Source organism: Blautia sp. LMAG:36 (assembly GCF_008680535.1).
Lineage (GTDB): Bacteria > Bacillota > Clostridia > Lachnospirales > Lachnospiraceae > Blautia_A > Blautia_A fusiformis.
This window is the reverse complement of record NZ_NALB01000003.1, coordinates 115627-132811: the sequence shown is the minus strand read 5'-3', so window position 1 is coordinate 132811 and position 17185 is coordinate 115627. Positions and strand designations below refer to the sequence as shown.

The following is a 17185-nucleotide window of genomic DNA, read 5'->3' as shown; positions in this document are numbered from 1 at the left end:
AGCCAGAATCATAAAAACAAAATATGCATCTTTCCGCGGCTGTCGTAAACGATCTCCGCTTCTACTTTATAGATCCTGCGGATCAGCTCCGGGGTCAGGACTTCTTCCGGCGTTCCGTAACCTTCCAGAACTCCGTCCTTCAGTACATAGATCTTATCACAGTATGCTGCTGCAATATTCAGATCGTGAATAGCGGAGATCACGGTTACATTAAGTTTTTTCACCAGCTCCATCAGCATGATCTGGTGGGTAATGTCCAGATGATTGGTAGGCTCATCCAGAATCAGTGCAGAGGTCTGCTGGGCAAGTGCTCTTGCCAGGATCACCCTCTGCTGCTCTCCTCCGGAAAGAGTGGAAAAGGTACGGTCTGCAAACGCCTCCATCTGTACGGTTTTCAGCGCTTCATCCACGATCTGGTAATCTTTTGCATTGTCCCGTTCCAGAGTCTTTTTATGAGGCGCACGCCCCATAAGAACCACCTCGCGGACCGTAAAATCAAAATTATAATAATTGTGCTGTGCCACCACGGCCATTTTTTTCGCAGAACTTCGAACACTCATGGAATGAAGCTCCTCGCCGTCCAGATACACGGCTCCTGCGTCTGGTTTCAGAATACGGTAAATGCATTTCAGCAAAGTGGATTTTCCGCTTCCGTTTGGTCCGATGATTCCTACCAGTTCCTTATCCTGGGATTCCATGGAGATTCCCTTCAGGATCTGTCTGGCGTGAAAGCCAACCTGAATATTTTCTGTGGTGATCTTCATTACCGGGCACCTCCGAATCCATAGGATTTCCGCACAAGCAGATAAATAAAGCAGGGAGCACCGATAATGGATACCAGCACACCGATGGGCATCTCGGAATTTTTAAGGATCACACGACATGCCACATCGCACCAGATCAGAAACGATGCACCAAGAAGCGCACTTAAGGGGAGCAGTTTTCTGTGATCTGTTCCAAAAAGGATCCGGACCACATGAGGGATCACCAGTCCCACAAATCCGATCACACCGGCACAGTACACGGCAAATCCGATCATAACAGAAGCAACGATCAGATAAAAAGTCCGCAGTCTGTGCAGATCTGTTCCAAGGGTAATGGATACGTCATCTCCCAGAAGCATCAGATTCAGGTTCCGGTACTGCGTCCAGAAAACAGCCACGCACACCAGCGTGACCGGAAGCATTACACCCACTCTGGTCCAGCTTGCTCCGGCAAGACTTCCCATGCTCCACTTCATAACTTCTGTTGCCGCATTTTTGTCATTGGTAATATAAATGACAAAATTGGAAAAAGCAGAACAGACTGCGCTGACCGCCATTCCCGCAAGGATCAGTTTTGCGGAAGTTGCCTTTCCACCCATGTTTGCAATGGCGATCACCGCAAAAGAAGTGATCATCGCGCCAATGAAAGCTGTGATTCCCACAGAGTTTCCACCAAGAAAGCTTCCGATTCCAAGCATGATGGCCAGTGTGGCACCCAGAGATGCACCAGATGAGATACCCAGCACATACGGGTCTGCCAGCGGGTTCTGCACGATAGCCTGCATCACCACGCCGCACACGGAAAGAGCCATTCCAACTGCCAGAGCCAGAAGGACTCTAGGCAGCCGGATCAGCCACACAACATCATGAACTGCGCCTTCCGCATAGGCGGACAGACTTTTTATATGAAACAATTTATAAGCGATAACGCTGTATACATCCTTCAGTGACAGATCCGCATTTCCAAAAGTGATGGCTGCAAGTATGGAAAAAATAAGGAATCCTGCAAGTCCGATGAGAACTGCCACATACATGGATGTTCTGAGCACCTTATCTTTTTTTCTCTGTGAAGCTGTTTCTTTCACTGCATTTTCTCCGATCAGTCAAGATTTACGTCCGGATATAATCCCTTTGCAAAAGTTTCGATTCCGTCCTGGGTACGTGTTGCACTTGCATACATCTCACTGAGCATGATCGGGTAAACACGTCCGTTCTTTACTGCGTCAAGGCTCTTCAGGGACTCATCATCCTGGATCACTGCAAGCTGGCTGTTCTTAACAGTTTCCGGATCATCTCCTGCATATGGCATGTAAACCACAAAGATCACGTCAGGGTTGGCTGCGATGATATCCTCTTTTCCAACGGTGGAAGCATCCGGGTTTGCAAGAGTTGCGCCTAACTGTGTTACCATATCTCCGCCAAGGCTCTTTACGCCATAGTTTGTGATGTCATCTCCAAGAGGCTCCAATACCATTACGCTTGGTTTGTCTTTTACATCTGCAGTTGCAGTAAGAGTTTTGTCGATCACTGCTTTTGCATCATCAACGATAGCCTGTGCTTTGTCCTGTACATCGAAGATCTTTCCGATATTTAAGATATCTGTGAATTCATTTTCCAGTGTTCTGTCGCCGTCCGGACGAGTATTGGTGTTGTAGTAGGTGTTGCAGCCTTTGTCGATCCAGTCTGTTACATTTCCCAGATTCTTATCAGAGAAAAGAGAGCTCCAGGATAAGATCATGTCCGGCTCCAGCATTGTTACAGTTTCAAGGGATGGGGTAAATTCGTCAAGATAATTTGTTTTTGAGAATGCTTCTTTGAGATCTTCCGGAACTTCATTATCAAGACCTGCGGTAGCTACCAGGTGGTCTTCCAGACCAAGTGCGAGCATAGTCTCAATGCTTCCCTGATATACAGCAAGGACTTTTTCCGGTGCTTTTTCATAAGTGGTTTCGATTTCGTTTCCATCGTAATCATAGGTTGTGATGGTCAGATGATATTCTGTCTTGGTTGCCTCTGCGGAAGAATCTTCGGTGTCTGCAGACTCTGTACTGTCTTCTGCTGCCGGCTGGTTGTCTTCCTTGATGGTCTCGGAGTCTGCTCTCTCTGCGGCATAAACAGCCGGAGCTGCTGATACGGTCATTGCCGCTGCCATTACCATTGCCATGATTCTTGTGGATACATACTTGTTTTTCATTTCATTTCCTCTCTTTTCGCCTGTTTTATCTCCTGTTGCCTATGGGTAACCGAAAAGATGGGGCTTCATAAAATCTGCACGGAACACTTTGTACGGAAGCTCCCACTTACATACTGTCAAGCAGGTTTCCTGACTTACAGACTCAGAAAAAACTCCGCAAAATAAAAACTGATACACCATTCATCTTTTAGCCGATCATGAATGATATATCAGAATTTTCTCCAGAATCTCTCTGACATCGGGATTTCGCCTTCTCACATGAGTTTCTGCAATGGCATGTGAAATCCCTTCTTCTGTATACAGTGGCCGCAACCGCTCAGGCTTTTTACCCGATTCCCTCTCACAGTATCCGGCAGCATATGTGCCGGTGATACTGTCCACTTCACAGCAATTCAATTACGCTGATACTGATTCTAACATACCGGTTTTCCAATTACAACCTTGAGGCCGGATTTTTACAGTTTTTTGCAGAAATAGTCTGCCCGGAGAGATCCCTCTCAGATCTTTTTCAGCTTGGCAAAACCGGCGAACATTTTTTTCACGCCGACTTTGTCAAAGTCTACCGTCACTTCGTAGTCTCTGCCGCCGTCTGCGATATTTTTTACGATACCGACTCCGAATTTCACATGACGGACCGTGTCTCCCTCACCATAGTCCAGGCTGTCCGCCTTCTTCACTGTGAAATCTTTTTTCTGCAGGGTGCTCTTTGCCTGGAAATTCATTTTCATCTGGGCATAGGCGCTTTTCGGAGATACGATATCATCTACTCTGGGCTTTTTCTCCTGAATGGTATGTCCAAGATCTACCAGCTCCCGTGGAACCTCCCTTACAAAACGTGACACACGGTTATACTGAGTCTCCCCACGGATCATCCGCTGTTTTGCACAGGTTAAAGTCAGTTCCTTCATGGCACGGGTGATCCCCACATAACAGAGCCTTCGCTCCTCCTCGATATCCGACGGATCACCGGACCAGATGGAAGCATATCCCGGAAAAACACCGTCCTCCATTCCCACGATAAATACATTTGGGAACTCCAGTCCCTTGGCACTGTGAAGAGTCATCAGCAGCACATAATCCTGATCCGGATCAACAGAATCGATATCTGCCACCAGTGCGATCTCCTCCAGAAATGCAGAAAGTGTTGCCGGCTGTCCGGCCTCCTCCATGGCTTCCTGGAAGGATTCTGTCTTGGAGATCAGCTCATCGATATTTTCGATCCTCGCCTGAGCCTCCTCCGTTTTCTCTGCCTCCAGTTCCTTCACATAACCGGTAAGTTCAATGACCTCTTCCAGGGTTTCACGGACTGTATAGGCCTCTGCCTTACTTTTCAGTCCCTGGATAAAGGATACAAAATCATTGATCTTTCCTGCTGCCCTGCCAATGGACGGTACTTCCTCCACCACGCGGAGCGCATCGTAAAAGCTCAGGTTCATCATATCCGCATAGTCCTGGACACGGCCGATGCTGGTGAGTCCGATTCCTCTTTTTGGCACATTTAAGATCCTGCGCACAGCCAGATCATCACTGGCATTGTCAATGGTCTTCAGATAGCTTAACAGATCCTTGATCTCTTTGCGGGCATAAAAGTTCACGCCGCCGACAATCTTATAAGGAACATTTGCTAGGAGAAATTTCTCCTCAAAGAGACGAGACTGGGCATTGGTCCGATAAAGTACTGCACAGTCCTTGTACTGGAATTTCCCGTTGCGGCGCCCCTGGATGATCTCTCCTGCAACATACTCCGCTTCCTCAAATCCGTTGTTGAACTGACGGAAATGTACTTTATCGCCCTCTTCGTTCTCTGTCCAGAGGCGTTTTTCCTTACGCTCTGTGTTGTTGACGATCACCTCATTGGCTGCATTGAGGATGTTCTGGGTAGAACGGTAATTCTGTTCCAGGCGCACCACCTTAGCCTCAGGAAAAACCTTCTCAAAGCCTAAGATGTTCCCGATATTTGCTCCACGAAAACGATAGATGGACTGATCATCATCACCAACCACACAGAGATTCTTGTATTTTTCAGCAAGAAGACTTACGAATTTAAACTGGGCAGTATTGGTATCCTGATACTCATCCACCATAATATATTTGAAACGTTCCTGATAATAGTCCAGGATATCTGGATTATGCTGAAAAAGCTCCACAGTCTTCACGATCAGGTCATCAAAATCCAGCGCATTGTTTCCCCGGAGGATAGACTGATATTCCTTATACATACCGGCAATCTTCCGTGCATCCGGATCGCCGCCTGCATTCAGCTCCATCTCTTCCGGTGTGATCAGTTCATCCTTGGCATGGGAAATCTCAGCAAGAACAGCGCGTTCCTTGTAGATCTTGGTATTGATATCAAACTTCCGGAAGATTTCCTTCATGACTGTTTTTTGGTCGTCGGCATCATAAATGGTAAAATTACTGCCAAAGCCCAGCACCTCAATATGTCTGCGCAGGATCCTCACGCAGGCGGAATGGAAGGTGGAGACCCATACGCTCTCCGCACCCATTCCCGCAATTTTATTCACACGTTCCCGCATCTCACTGGCGGCCTTGTTGGTAAAGGTGATCGCCAGGATATTCCATGGGTTTACGCCCTTTTCTTCCATTAAATAGGCGATCCTGTGGGTCAGCACTCTTGTTTTTCCGGAACCGGCTCCTGCAAGGATCAGAAGTGGTCCCTCTGTATGTACGGCAGCTTCCCGCTGCATAGGATTCAATGTGTCCAAAGCATCATGTATACTCATTTTGATCTCCATTTCTTTTTCCATATGAACAGTATCTTTATATACTATCATGACTTTACTTTCCGGTAAACCCACCTCTCTGAAAAAAAGTTTCTTTACAAGTAGTATTTAAAACTATATAATAAGGAGCAGAGGTGATAATACGATGACAGAAAACGAAAAAGAAATGATGAACAGCATTTTTGCAAAAATTGCTGAGCTTGATTATATAAAACCCGATGAAATTCCCAATATTGCTCTTTACATGGATCAGGTCACAACCTTTATGGAAGATAATCTCGCTTCCACCAAGCGTCATGATGATGACAAGATCCTGACCAAGACCATGATCAACAATTACGCAAAGAACAAGCTCCTTCCCCCGCCGGAAAAGAAGCGGTATTCCCGGGAGCATCTGCTGATGCTGATCTTTATCTACTATTTTAAGAATATCCTCTCCATCAGTGATATCCAGACCCTTCTGGGACCGATCACCGAGAAATACTTCAAGTCCGTTACAGAAAAGGACATGACTTACATCTACCAGGAGGTTTTCAGTATGGAGCAGTCACAGATCCGTTACCTGGAAAAGGATCTTATGCGCCGTTTCAAAAGTGCCGGAGAAATTTTTGAGGACGCCGACCCGGAGGATAAGGAATTCCTTCACCAGTTTTCCTTTATCTGTCTTCTTAGCTTCGACGTATACATGAAAAAAATGATCATCGAAAACATGATCGACCACATGAATTCCTCAAAAGATACGGATTCCTCAAAAAAAGACAAATAATATCCGGAGCTTACATCCGGTCATAAACGTGCGTCGCCGGGCGCACCGAAAAAAAAGAGACAGTCGCACAATCGCCTGTCTCTTTTTCGTTACAGTATTATCCGTTATCATCACGGTATGGACGTAAGCCTTATTCTGCTTCGCCGCCCTGCTCCCCGTTATCCTTCTTCATACGTGCAAATACCATCTCATAACCATCATTTCCATAGTTCAGGGAACGGTTCACACGGCTGATCGTAGCTGTGGAAGCTCCTGTTTTCTCGGAAATATCAAGGTATGTACGCTTATCAGTAAGCATCTTGGCTACCTCGAAGCGCTGAGATAAAGAAAGCAGCTCATTGATGGTGCACACATCCTCAAAAAATGTATAACACTCTTCCTTGTCCTTCAGGCACAGGATCGCTTCAAAAAGATGATCCACAGCCTCCGTCCTGATTTTTTTGCTCATTGTTACGCTCCTTTAAAATACATAATTTTCGTCTAATACAATACTGATATTTTAACACTCTAAATCGTGATAAGCAAGCCTTTTAGGGAAATTTAATAAACTATTTTGCTATTTTGTCTTTCTATGGCGGACACATGATTTTCCCATTTCCACTACCTCGGAAAACATTTGGGATTTGCTTTTTCTGCTGTGATTGGGTATACTTAAAATAATATCCAAAAGAAAAGGAGACTTATCAAATGAATCGTTTTTTCAACATGGACAACAAATTCTTCGTGTTCATGGGACGCGTAGCAGACCTGCTTCTTCTGAATTTTCTGTGCATCCTCTGCTGTATTCCGGTTGTCACCGCAGGCGCCTCCATAACAGCTCTCTACTATGTCACACTAAAGATGGCAAGAGACGAGGAATCCTATATTGCCCGCAGCTTTTTCCACTCCTTCAAACAGAACTTCAAACAGGCGACCATCATCAATATCATCATGCTCCTCACCGCTGCTGTTCTGTTTATCGATCTTCGGATCGCCAGAGCCGGAAGCGGAGCTATGTACAAAGGACTTTTCAGTCTGTTCATTGCATTTGCACTGATCTATGCGATGATCCTTCTGTACATTTATCCGATCCTTTCCAAATTTTTTAATTCCGTCAAGAATACCTTTGTAAATGCATTCCTGATGTCCGTCCGCCATCTTCCGCTGACACTTTTGATGCTTGTGATCTCTGCGTCTCCACTCCTACTGATGTGGCTTTTTGCTTATGTGAGCTACGCACAGTTTACATCCATCCTGATCATGCTTTTTATTCTGATGGGATTTTCCACGCTGGCCTACTTGAAATCAAAGATCTTTGTAAAGATCTTCGATAACTATATACCGAAAGATGAAAACGAAGAAAACGGCGAAGAGAAAAACGAACCGAAAGAGGCATAATGAAGCGCTGGAACGACAAGCCTTATCATTCTCTGGACTATATGCTCCGGGAGCGATACGGCGAAAAGGTCTACCGGGTTGCATTAAACGGCGGCATGTCTTGTCCCAACCGTGACGGCACCCTGGGCAAAAAAGGCTGCATCTTCTGCAGCCAGGGCGGAAGCGGAGATTTTGCAGCAAACGCCGCTCTTTCCATTACAGAGCAGATCAACACACAGATTAAAAGTCTCTCTTCCAAACGCCCGATTCATAAATATATCGCCTATTTTCAGGCATATACAAACACATACGCTCCTGTGGAACACCTGCGTAAGATCTTCACAGAAGCCATCTCCCATCCGGATATCGTGGCACTGTCCATTGGTACCAGACCGGACTGTCTGGGAGATGATGTACTGGATCTTCTTTATTCCCTGAACCAGATCAAACCGGTGTGGGTGGAGCTGGGACTCCAGACTATCCATGAAGATACCGCCAGATATATACGGCGCGGCTATCCACTGTCCTGTTTTGATACCGCAGTAAAAAATCTCCGCGCAGGCGGCATCGAAGTGATCGTCCACACCATCCTGGGGCTTCCCGGCGAAAGCCGGAAGGATATCCTGGAAACAATGGCTTATCTGAACGCCATGGATATCCAGGGGATCAAGCTGCAGCTTCTTCATGTACTGCGTGGTACAGATCTTGCCGCTGATCATGAAGCCGGTCTTTTCCGCACTTATGAACGGGACGAGTATCTGAACCTTGTCATTGACTGTCTGGAACATCTCAGACCGGATATCGTGATCCACCGGGTCACCGGCGACGGACCGAAGGATCTGCTGATCGCACCTTTATGGGCCAGCCGCAAACGAGAAGTTTTAAACCTTCTTCATCACCGGATGAAAGAAAGAGCAAGTTTTCAGGGAAAAGCTCTCGAGGCCCTTTCCCGCAGCCAGTAAAAAGGAGGATTCTTATGGCATCACCTTTTACAACCTATAAGCTTATTATTTTATATATGCTGCAGAATTCCGATGGGGATCTCACAAATTCCCAGATCACCGATTTTATCCTGGACCGGAAATACACCAATTATTTTCAGCTCCAGCAGGCAGTTTCCGAACTTGTGGAGGCAGATCTGGTGGAAATGTCTTCACAGTCCAACCGCAGTTACTATCGACTGACCTCCGAGGGAAAAAACACTCTGAAATATTTTTCCAAAGAACTTTCCTCTGATATCAAGAAAGAAGTGGAAGAATATCTCAATTCCCTCCACTGCAAGATCGAAGAACATCTCCTGACTCCTGCAGATTACTATCCCACCAAAGAGGGCAGCTACTCGGTACGTCTGCGGATCATCGAAAGCGGCGTCAGCATCGTTGATCTCAGCATCAATGTGCCAAATCTTGCTGCTGCACAGTCTGTATGTGAAAGCTGGCCTTATAAATACCAGAATGTTTATGACAAAATAATGGAGGAGCTTCTCTGAGAGGCTCCTCCGTTTTACTTATATTCATTTATTTCGCTTCTTCGTGGATCTTCTTCATATGCTCTTTCAGTTTCTTTTCATATCCCATATCACTGAGCTCGTAAAAATGTTCTCCTTCGATTTCTGATGGCAGATACTGCTGTTTTACATAGTGATTCGGATAATCATGGGCATATTTATATCCGATACCATGACCCAGACTTTCGTGGCCACCATAATGGGCATCCTGCAGATGCACCGGAACGGTTGTCTTCTTCGCCTTCACGCAGCGCATGGCTTCCTGTATGGCATTTACTGCAGAATTGCTCTTGGGTGCACAGGCCATGTATGTAACTGCCTGGGAAAGAATGATCTGGGACTCCGGCATTCCCACACGTTCCACTGCCTGTGCTGCTGCCGTTGCCACGCAGAGGGCCTGTGGATCTGCGTTTCCGATATCTTCGGAAGCAAGGATCATGATCCTTCTTGCGATAAATTTCACATCTTCTCCTGCATAGAGCATTTTTGCCAGATAATAGACTGCCGCATCCGGGTCGGAGCCTCGCATGCTCTTGATAAAGGCAGAAATGATATCATAATGATTGTCCCCGTTCTTATCGTAGCGCACCACACGCTTCTGGATACACTCAGAAGCCACCTCAAGGGTCAGATGGATCTTACCGTCTGTATCACGAGGTGTGGTGAGGATTCCCAGTTCTATGGCGTTTAAGGCGCTTCTGGCGTCTCCTCCTGCCATATCTGCCAGAAATTCCAGAGCATCCTCCTCGATCACCGCCCCATAGCTTCCCATTCCACGTTCCGGATCGTTAACCGCACGCAGGATCAGTTCCTTTATCTCCGGTATCTCCAGGGACTTCAATTCAAAGATGATCGATCTTGAAAGAAGCGCTCCGTTTACCTCAAAATATGGATTCTCTGTTGTGGCCCCGATAAGAATGATGGTCCCGTCCTCCACAAAGGGAAGAAGATAATCCTGCTGTCCCTTGTTGAAACGGTGGATCTCATCAATGAACAAAATGGTCTTTTTTCCATACATGCCGAGATCGTCCTGTGCCTGCTTTACAACTGCTTCCATATCTTTCTTCCCTGCTACGGTTGCATTGATCTGGGTAAAGCTGGCGCTTGTGGTATTGGCGATGACTTTTGCCAGGGTGGTCTTTCCGGTTCCCGGAGGACCGTAAAAGATAACAGATGTCAGCTTATCCGCCTTTATGGCACGATACAGCAATTTATCTTTTCCTACGATGTGCTGCTGTCCCACCACCTCATCCAGTGTTCGCGGACGCAGCCTGGATGCAAGAGGTGACTCCTGATCCAGCGTTTTTGACTTTGCGTATTCAAATAAATCCATATTATTCTCTCCTGATACAAATAAGGGGTCTGCTGCACCCCTGTTCTGTCTGAAAACTGCCATATAAATACAGCTGCTGATAAGTTCTTTATTCTTAATATTACCTGCTTATATAAAAAAAAGCAATCGTTTCCTGAAGTCTGCACTGCCGGCATGTTACCACGTGTTACTGTTCCCTCGTTCTCAGCAACATGCTTCGCGATATACGAAAATCCTGCTTTACGTGATTTCGCGCTGCAATTCTACATCACCAGCAGCTCATCCGCAGTCACCAGATCATACCCTTGCTCTGTGAGCATGTCTGCAATCTGCAATGCTGCTTCTACTGAACTTGAAAAGCTGTCATGCATCAGAATAATGGAGCCATCCTTCACTTCCCGCTGAACGATATTTTCCACAGAACGGACATTTTTTGATTTCCAGTCCAGGGTATCCACATCCCAAAATACCGGCAGCATGGTCACACAGAGCTCCAGATCCTTCGGCCAAGCACCGTAGGGCGGGCGAAGATACATGGGATATTCTCCGGTAATCTCGTAGATCTCATTATTCGTCTTTATGATCTGCTGACATGCCTGATCACTAGGAAGCTTATCAAGCTGCACGTGATCATACGTGTGATTACCGATGAGATGACCGTCTCTCTGCATCTGCGTTACGATCTCCTCATTTCCCCGGATATTTTTTCCCATAAGAAAAAATGTGGCATGGATTCTACGCTTCCGCAGGCCATCCAGAAGCAGAGGTGTATATGTTGCATGCGGTCCATCATCAAAGGTAAGAGCCACACGTGGACGATCCTCTTTTTCGCTTCTGTCAGAGACTGTCTCAGCCACCGGTTCTGCTGCTTTTTGTCCGTACTGCGCCGCCACCAGCCGGAGCATCCCCTCACCGGCGATCATTCTGGTCACCCGCATCCGAAATGCACTGTCTGAGATTTTTCCATATCCGCTGAGCAGAATCAATACCATTGCCACTACACAGAAATATTTTTTTCGCTTATCCATATTTCCCGCCGGATCAAATATACTTTTCCACAATATATGAAAAAATCCCCGGGAAAAGACTTTTGGCTTTTCTTTCCCGGGGAATATTCTCTGATATATGTCTTATTTTTTCAGAATCTCAAGTGCACTCTCGATCTCCTCCACGCATTTCTCATAACCAAGGGTACCGTTATCCAGGCACAGATTGTATTTCGTCATGTCTGCCCAGTCAACACCCATGAAACGTTTGCAGAAATCTTCTTTGCGTTTGTCATCCTTCTGCATAAATTTCTCAATATCCTTTGTAGTTCCGCTGAGCTTCTTACTTGCCTCACGGATACGGAAATCCCAGTCTCCGTAAACAAACACACGAAGAACATTGGAATAATCCTTCAGGATCATATTTGCACAACGTCCGATGATCACACAGGACTCTGTTTCTGCCAGCTGCCGGATTACCTTTGCCTGATAATTAAACAGGTTCTCATCGGATGTAAAATCCTTGCTCTGAGGTGGGATCAGCTCACCCTTGTAGATTCCGGACTTTGCAAAAAATCTCTGCTTTGTGCTGACATTTTCATCTGCCCTTCCAAAGAGCTGCTCATGAATGCCGCTCTCCTCAGATGCCATGCGGATGATATCCTTGTCATAGTAAGAAATCCCTAATTTCTTTGCAAGCTCCTCTCCGATGGTACGTCCACCGCTTCCATACTGTCTTGCAATGGTAATTACGAAATTATCCATGTCTTTCCCCCTACTCTCCAAGATATGCCTTCTGAACGGCCTCGTCATTCAGAAGATCCTCTGCCTTTCCATCCATAGTAATGCTTCCTGTTTCCAGAACGTACGCTCTGTCCGCAATGGAAAGAGCCTTCTTCGCATTCTGCTCAACCAGAAGCACTGTAGTTCCGCTCTCACTTACCTCGCGGATAATGTCAAAAATCTCATTTACAAAAATCGGCGACAGACCCATGGACGGCTCATCCATCAAAATGATCCTTGGTCTGCTCATCAGTGCACGTCCCATGGCAAGCATCTGCTGCTCACCACCGGAAAGTGTTCCGGCACGCTGTCCTTTACGTTCTTCCAGACGCGGAAATCTCTTGTATACACTTGCAAGACTCTCTGCGATCTCTGCCTTGTCCTTTCTTGTATAGGCTCCAAGGAGCAGATTCTCATAAACGGACATATCCGCAAATACACGTCTTCCCTCCGGAACATGCGCCATACCCATCTCTACGATCTTATGCGCCGGTGTTCTTGTGAGGTCTTTTCCCTCAAACACAATGCTTCCGGACTTCGGAGAAAGAATTCCGGTAAGTGTCTGAAGTGTGGTTGTCTTTCCGGCGCCATTGGCACCGATCAGCGCAATAACCTCTCCCTGATTTACATGAAAAGAAATTCCCTTCAGAGCCTGGATCACACCATAATAGACCTGGAGGTCCTTTACTTCCAACATTGCCATTGTCTCGTTCCTCCTTATTCTCCCAGATATGCAGTGATAACCGTCGGGTCTTTCAGCACTGCAGATGTCTCACCCTGGATCAGTACCTGACCGAAGTTCAGAACTGTAAGTTCCTCACAGATACCGCCCACCAGTTTCATGTCGTGCTCGATCAGAAGAACAGTCATATCAAAATGCTCCCGCACAAAACGGATAGTATCCATCAGTTCCTGTGTCTCATTCGGGTTCATACCAGCCGCCGGCTCATCCAGGAGAAGAAGCTTCGGCTCTGTGGCAAGAGCTCTGGCGATCTCCAGCTTACGCTGTTTACCATAAGGCAGATTTCCTGCCAGAGTGTCTGCTTCCTTATCCAGATCAAACACCCTCAGTATCTCCATTGCACGTTCATTCATCTCTTTTTCTACCTTGTAATATTTCGGCAGCCTTAAGATCCCGGTCAGTGTGGAATATGGATGATGATTGTGAAGTCCTACTTTTACATTGTCAAGAACCGGCATATCCTTGAAAAGACGGATATTCTGGAAGGTTCTTGCGATTCCGGCCTTGTTGATCTCAATGGTGCTTTTTCCTGTGATATCCTGGCCGTCCAGTTTAATGATTCCCTCTGTAGGCTTATACACGCCTGTGAGAAGATTGAATACTGTTGTCTTACCGGCACCGTTAGGTCCGATCAGTCCATAGAGCTGTCCCTTCTCAATGGTCATATTAAAGCCGTCAACAGCACGAAGACCGCCGAACTGGATAGACAGATTATTTACTTCCAGCATTGCCATGATCAGGCCACCTCCTTTTTCTCTTTTTTGCCTTTAAATTTCTCTACCATGCGTGCTCTCCAGTCTCTCGCCGCCGGTGCCCAGTTAAAGAGCATCATGATGATCAGTACGATAGCATAGATCAGCATACGGTAGTTTGCGAATCCACGGAGAAGCTCAGGCAGTGCATAAAGGATAATGGTTGCAATGATAGATCCTCTGATATTTCCGATTCCTCCAAGTACTACATACACAAGTACCAGAATGGACATATTGTAATCGAATACAGAAACCTTAAGAAGAGAAAGGTTATGTGCATACAGCACACCTGCAACTCCTGCAAGGGCTGCAGAAATGGTAAATGCCAGCAGCTTATATCTGGTGATATTGATTCCTACAGACTCCGCTGCAATACGGTTGTCCCTGGTTGACATAATAGCACGTCCGCTTCTGGAGTTTACAAGGTTCTGTACAATAAACAATGTGAGAAGAAGCAGGATCACGCCGATCAGGAAAAAGTAATTCTTGATATCTTTATAAAGAGTTGCTGTTCCCGAAATACCAAGGGCACCTTTGAGAATCTGCTTTCCGCCGGCTTCCAGATGAAGACCGGCTGCACTTGTTGCAACGTGAAGTCCTTTGTCATCCACGCCAATGTAAAGTACATTGATCAGGTTCTTGATGATCTCACCAAAAGCCAGTGTAACAATAGCCAGGTAGTCACCGCGGAGACGAAGTACCGGAATACCGATGATCACACCGAACAGTGCTGCAACTGCCGCACCTACAAGGATTGCAAGGATAAAGCGAGGAACCTGCGGAATGGAGTCTGCAGCAACCTGTGAAAACAGGGCACTGGAAAAAGCTCCCACGCACATGAAGCCCGCATGTCCAAGGCTCAGCTCACCGGAAAAACCGACTACCAGGTTCAGGGAAACTGATGCAATGGTATAAACACAAAGGGGAACAAGAAGTCCCATAAGAAGTCTGGAAAGATTTCCAGTTGAGGAAAGTGCCTGTACGATCACAAAAAGCACAATGACAATTCCATAGTTGATCATGTTATTTTTTGTTGTTTTGTTTTTCATATTCTTCATATCGGCCACCTTACACTTTCTCCTGGATGTTCTTGCCGAACAGTCCGGTAGGTTTTACAAGAAGCACGACGATCAGGACTGCAAATACGATCGCATCTGCAACCTGGGAAGAAATATAAGCTTTTCCGAAGATCTCGATGATTCCCAGAAGGATGCCGCCGACCATAGCTCCCGGAATCGAACCGATTCCACCGAATACAGCAGCTACGAAAGCTTTGATACCAGGCATGGCTCCTGTGTACGGAGTCAGTGTCGGATAAGTCTGACAGAGCAGAAGGCCTGCGATCGCTGCAAGTCCGGAACCGATGGCAAATGTGAGGGAAATTGTCGCATTGACGTTAACTCCCATCAGCTGTGCCGCATCTCTGTCCTCGGAAACCGCCTGCATGGCACGGCCAGGTTTTGTCTTTTTTACAAAGAGGGAAAGTCCCACCATGATGATGATACATGCAAGGATGGTTACGATGGTGATTCCCTTGATGGTAAGCTCACCGTCAAACAGTGTGATGGACGGAACTTTGATAACAGCTACGAAACTCTTGGCATCTGCGCCGAAGATCAGAAGTGCCAGGTTCTGAAGCAGATAACTGACACCGATAGCCGTGATAAGAACGGCCAGGTTTGAGGAAGCTTTTCTAAGTGGACTGTAAGCTACCTTCTCAATGACAACACCAAGCAGTGTACAGATCACAACGGAAAGGATCACAGCAAGGATCGGTGACATGCCGCCTCTTGTGATACAGGTAAGGATGATATAAGCTCCCACCATGATAACATCTCCGTGTGCGAAGTTCAGCATCTTGGCAATACCATAAACCATGGTATATCCAAGTGCGATGATCGCATAGATACTGCCAAGACTGATGCCGTCTTTTAAATAAGATATAAAACTCATAACGCACCTCTTTTAATTGTTTATTGATAAGGGAAAAAGGGGACGGTTCCCACTAAAGGTGACCGTCCCCTGACCCCTAACGTTAACAGAAATTCCTTATTTCATCTCTACATAAGCACCGTCTTTGATCTCGAATGCTTTCGGCTCTTTATCACACTCGCCATCCTCGGTCCATTTTGCTTTTCCGGTAAGTCCGTCAAGCTCGATGTTTGCCATGGATGCGCTCATTGCTGCACTGATGTCTGCATTTTCCATATCTGGTGTAATCTTTGCATCGTCAGCTGCAAGCTGCATTGCGTAAAGTACATCATATGTATCTGCCGCAAACTGGTTCGGGATCTCACCGTTGTGAGCATCGCCGTATGCTTTTACGAAGTTCTGGCTCTTCTCATCTGTAGCTGTTGCGGAGAATGGTGTCAGAAGCATAACACCCTCTGCAAGGGATTTATCGAAGTTCTCTACATTGAGGATACCATCCATGCCATCTACACCAAAGAATTTAATGTCAAGTCCTGCCTCAGATGCCTGCTGAAGGATCAGCGCATTGTCGGAATAGTAGTTCGGAAGGAAAAGAAGCTCAGCGCCGCTCTTCTTGATCTTTGCAAGCTGTACAGAATAGTCTGTGTTGCTGTCTGTTGTGTAAGCCTCATCTGCAACTACTTCAAGTCCGTCATCAGCAGCTGCTGCAACGAATGCGTCATGTACACCGGAGTTGTAGTCAGCAGCGGAATCATAAAGTACTGCTACTTTCGTTGCAAGTTTGTGCTCGGAAATGTACTGAGCAGATTTGGTTCCCTGTGCCGGGTCTGTGAAGCACATACGGAACTCGTTTGTTCCTGCTGTGATACAGTCAAGTGCTGTTGCGGATGGTGTGAAGAGGAATGTATCCTCAGCTGCCTCAGCTCCTACTGCGATACAGGAACCGGATGTTACAGTTCCACAGAGCATCTGCATTCCTTTATCGATCAGGTCATTGTATGCGTTAACAGCCTTCTCAGGATCTCCCTGGTCATCACCTGCGTCAAGAATCTCTACTTTATATCCGTTGAATCCACCGTTCTCGTTGATCTCATCTGCAGCGATCTTTGCTGCGTTGTATACGTTGGTACCGTACTGTGCGTAATCACCTGTCATCGGTCCGATCACACCGATCTTAAATGTCTCATCCTCTGCCGCAAAAACGGATGCAGGCATCATCATAGCTGCTGTCATCGCTGCTGCTGATGCAACGCCGATTACTTTCTTCCAATTCTTCATAATAATCTCTCCTCCTGCGCTTTGTCGCGTTACTAATGTTTAATGGTAAAATTATAGCATCGCATATTTTTT

At 46.4% G+C, this 17185-nt stretch carries 17 protein-coding genes and 1 riboswitch; of the genes, 4 read left to right on the top strand and 13 right to left on the bottom strand.

Features of this window, described 5'->3' with window-relative positions:
- Nucleotides 1-8: 8 nt before the first annotated feature.
- From CCC17_RS00830 to pcrA, 4 genes are all read right to left on the bottom strand, one after another.
- Entirely contained in the window at nucleotides 9-764 is a 756-nt protein-coding gene (locus CCC17_RS00830) for an ABC transporter ATP-binding protein (protein WP_021651662.1), read from the bottom strand.
- The gene (locus CCC17_RS00825) at nucleotides 764-1849 is read right to left on the bottom strand and encodes a FecCD family ABC transporter permease (RefSeq protein WP_227574163.1); all 1086 of its coding nucleotides are present in this window, start codon (nucleotides 1847-1849) and stop codon (nucleotides 764-766) included. The genes CCC17_RS00830 and CCC17_RS00825 overlap by 1 nt, the downstream gene beginning before the upstream one ends.
- A 14-nt stretch (nucleotides 1850-1863) precedes the next feature.
- Nucleotides 1864-2958, bottom strand: coding sequence for an ABC transporter substrate-binding protein (locus CCC17_RS00820; protein WP_287082336.1), 1095 nt, complete (start codon nucleotides 2956-2958; stop codon nucleotides 1864-1866).
- A 103-nt stretch (nucleotides 2959-3061) separates the two neighbouring features.
- Nucleotides 3062-3357: riboswitch (cobalamin riboswitch) on the bottom strand.
- A gap of 98 nt (nucleotides 3358-3455) precedes the next feature.
- Nucleotides 3456-5699 carry a DNA helicase PcrA gene (gene pcrA / locus CCC17_RS00815; protein ID WP_044961576.1) on the bottom strand — a complete coding sequence of 748 codons (2244 nt, stop codon included), beginning with the start codon at nucleotides 5697-5699 and terminating at the stop codon, nucleotides 3456-3458.
- A 145-nt stretch (nucleotides 5700-5844) separates the two neighbouring features.
- On the opposite strand from pcrA, the gene CCC17_RS00810 reads away from it, so the two are divergent.
- Complete coding sequence (locus CCC17_RS00810) at nucleotides 5845-6465, top strand: DUF1836 domain-containing protein (protein ID WP_021651658.1); 621 nt, start codon at nucleotides 5845-5847, stop codon at nucleotides 6463-6465.
- Between the two features lie 130 nt (nucleotides 6466-6595).
- Here the strand turns inward: CCC17_RS00810 and CCC17_RS00805 are convergent, their stop codons facing one another.
- Complete coding sequence (locus CCC17_RS00805; protein ID WP_015526079.1) at nucleotides 6596-6913, bottom strand: YerC/YecD family TrpR-related protein; 318 nt, start codon at nucleotides 6911-6913, stop codon at nucleotides 6596-6598.
- Nucleotides 6914-7152: 239 nt separating this feature from the next.
- Here CCC17_RS00805 and CCC17_RS00800 point away from each other — a divergent pair, with 239 nt between their 5' ends.
- Genes CCC17_RS00800 through CCC17_RS00790 form a run of 3 tightly spaced genes read left to right on the top strand, consistent with a single transcriptional unit; the run spans nucleotide 7153 to nucleotide 9310 of the window.
- Entirely contained in the window at nucleotides 7153-7842 is a 690-nt protein-coding gene (locus tag CCC17_RS00800) for a YesL family protein (RefSeq protein WP_287082335.1), read from the top strand.
- Nucleotides 7842-8783, top strand: coding sequence for a TIGR01212 family radical SAM protein (locus CCC17_RS00795; protein WP_015526081.1), 942 nt, complete (start codon nucleotides 7842-7844; stop codon nucleotides 8781-8783). The genes CCC17_RS00800 and CCC17_RS00795 overlap by 1 nt, the downstream gene beginning before the upstream one ends.
- A 14-nt stretch (nucleotides 8784-8797) precedes the next feature.
- On the top strand, nucleotides 8798-9310 hold the full coding sequence (locus tag CCC17_RS00790) for a DUF4364 family protein (RefSeq protein ID WP_059086750.1): 513 nt from the start codon (nucleotides 8798-8800) through the stop codon (nucleotides 9308-9310).
- Nucleotides 9311-9338: 28 nt separating this feature from the next.
- Here CCC17_RS00790 and CCC17_RS00785 read toward each other — a convergent pair whose 3' ends face one another.
- The 8 genes from CCC17_RS00785 to CCC17_RS00750 all read right to left on the bottom strand — a co-directional run bounded on the left by CCC17_RS00785 (nucleotide 9339) and on the right by CCC17_RS00750 (nucleotide 17113).
- Nucleotides 9339-10661 carry a replication-associated recombination protein A gene (locus CCC17_RS00785; protein ID WP_059086749.1) on the bottom strand — a complete coding sequence of 441 codons (1323 nt, stop codon included), beginning with the start codon at nucleotides 10659-10661 and terminating at the stop codon, nucleotides 9339-9341.
- A 242-nt stretch (nucleotides 10662-10903) separates the two neighbouring features.
- Nucleotides 10904-11668, bottom strand: coding sequence for a polysaccharide deacetylase family protein (locus CCC17_RS00780; protein ID WP_287082333.1), 765 nt, complete (start codon nucleotides 11666-11668; stop codon nucleotides 10904-10906).
- A 102-nt stretch (nucleotides 11669-11770) separates the two neighbouring features.
- Nucleotides 11771-12391, bottom strand: a complete 621-nt coding sequence (locus tag CCC17_RS00775) for a cytidylate kinase-like family protein (RefSeq protein WP_059086748.1) — start codon at nucleotides 12389-12391, stop codon at nucleotides 11771-11773.
- Between the two features lie 10 nt (nucleotides 12392-12401).
- Nucleotides 12402-13112 (bottom strand): ABC transporter ATP-binding protein, encoded by a 711-nt coding sequence (locus tag CCC17_RS00770; protein ID WP_092071187.1) that lies wholly within the window; start codon nucleotides 13110-13112, stop codon nucleotides 12402-12404.
- Nucleotides 13113-13126: 14 nt separating this feature from the next.
- Nucleotides 13127-13885 carry an ABC transporter ATP-binding protein gene (locus CCC17_RS00765; RefSeq protein ID WP_021651650.1) on the bottom strand — a complete coding sequence of 253 codons (759 nt, stop codon included), beginning with the start codon at nucleotides 13883-13885 and terminating at the stop codon, nucleotides 13127-13129.
- 2 nt (nucleotides 13886-13887) lie between these two features.
- Complete coding sequence (locus CCC17_RS00760) at nucleotides 13888-14961, bottom strand: branched-chain amino acid ABC transporter permease (protein ID WP_173722504.1); 1074 nt, start codon at nucleotides 14959-14961, stop codon at nucleotides 13888-13890.
- 10 nt (nucleotides 14962-14971) lie between these two features.
- Nucleotides 14972-15856 carry a branched-chain amino acid ABC transporter permease gene (locus CCC17_RS00755; protein WP_015526088.1) on the bottom strand — a complete coding sequence of 295 codons (885 nt, stop codon included), beginning with the start codon at nucleotides 15854-15856 and terminating at the stop codon, nucleotides 14972-14974.
- 96 nt (nucleotides 15857-15952) lie between these two features.
- Entirely contained in the window at nucleotides 15953-17113 is a 1161-nt protein-coding gene (locus CCC17_RS00750) for an ABC transporter substrate-binding protein (protein ID WP_021651647.1), read from the bottom strand.
- Nucleotides 17114-17185 lie beyond the last annotated feature (72 nt).

Coding starts and splice junctions, on each gene's coding strand:
- CCC17_RS00830 (WP_021651662.1), bottom strand. CDS start 764: ATGAAGATCACCACAGAAAATATTCAGGTTGGCTTTCACGCCAGACAG.
- CCC17_RS00820 (WP_287082336.1), bottom strand. CDS start 2,958: ATGAAAAACAAGTATGTATCCACAAGAATCATGGCAATGGTAATGGCA.
- pcrA (WP_044961576.1), bottom strand. CDS start 5,699: ATGAGTATACATGATGCTTTGGACACATTGAATCCTATGCAGCGGGAA.
- CCC17_RS00810 (WP_021651658.1), top strand. CDS start 5,845: ATGACAGAAAACGAAAAAGAAATGATGAACAGCATTTTTGCAAAAATT.
- CCC17_RS00805 (WP_015526079.1), bottom strand. CDS start 6,913: ATGAGCAAAAAAATCAGGACGGAGGCTGTGGATCATCTTTTTGAAGCG.
- CCC17_RS00800 (WP_287082335.1), top strand. CDS start 7,153: ATGAATCGTTTTTTCAACATGGACAACAAATTCTTCGTGTTCATGGGA.
- CCC17_RS00795 (WP_015526081.1), top strand. CDS start 7,842: ATGAAGCGCTGGAACGACAAGCCTTATCATTCTCTGGACTATATGCTC.
- CCC17_RS00790 (WP_059086750.1), top strand. CDS start 8,798: ATGGCATCACCTTTTACAACCTATAAGCTTATTATTTTATATATGCTG.
- CCC17_RS00785 (WP_059086749.1), bottom strand. CDS start 10,661: ATGGATTTATTTGAATACGCAAAGTCAAAAACGCTGGATCAGGAGTCA.
- CCC17_RS00780 (WP_287082333.1), bottom strand. CDS start 11,668: ATGGATAAGCGAAAAAAATATTTCTGTGTAGTGGCAATGGTATTGATT.
- CCC17_RS00775 (WP_059086748.1), bottom strand. CDS start 12,391: ATGGATAATTTCGTAATTACCATTGCAAGACAGTATGGAAGCGGTGGA.
- CCC17_RS00770 (WP_092071187.1), bottom strand. CDS start 13,112: ATGGCAATGTTGGAAGTAAAGGACCTCCAGGTCTATTATGGTGTGATC.
- CCC17_RS00765 (WP_021651650.1), bottom strand. CDS start 13,885: ATGGCAATGCTGGAAGTAAATAATCTGTCTATCCAGTTCGGCGGTCTT.
- CCC17_RS00760 (WP_173722504.1), bottom strand. CDS start 14,961: ATGAAGAATATGAAAAACAAAACAACAAAAAATAACATGATCAACTAT.
- CCC17_RS00755 (WP_015526088.1), bottom strand. CDS start 15,856: ATGAGTTTTATATCTTATTTAAAAGACGGCATCAGTCTTGGCAGTATC.
- CCC17_RS00750 (WP_021651647.1), bottom strand. CDS start 17,113: ATGAAGAATTGGAAGAAAGTAATCGGCGTTGCATCAGCAGCAGCGATG.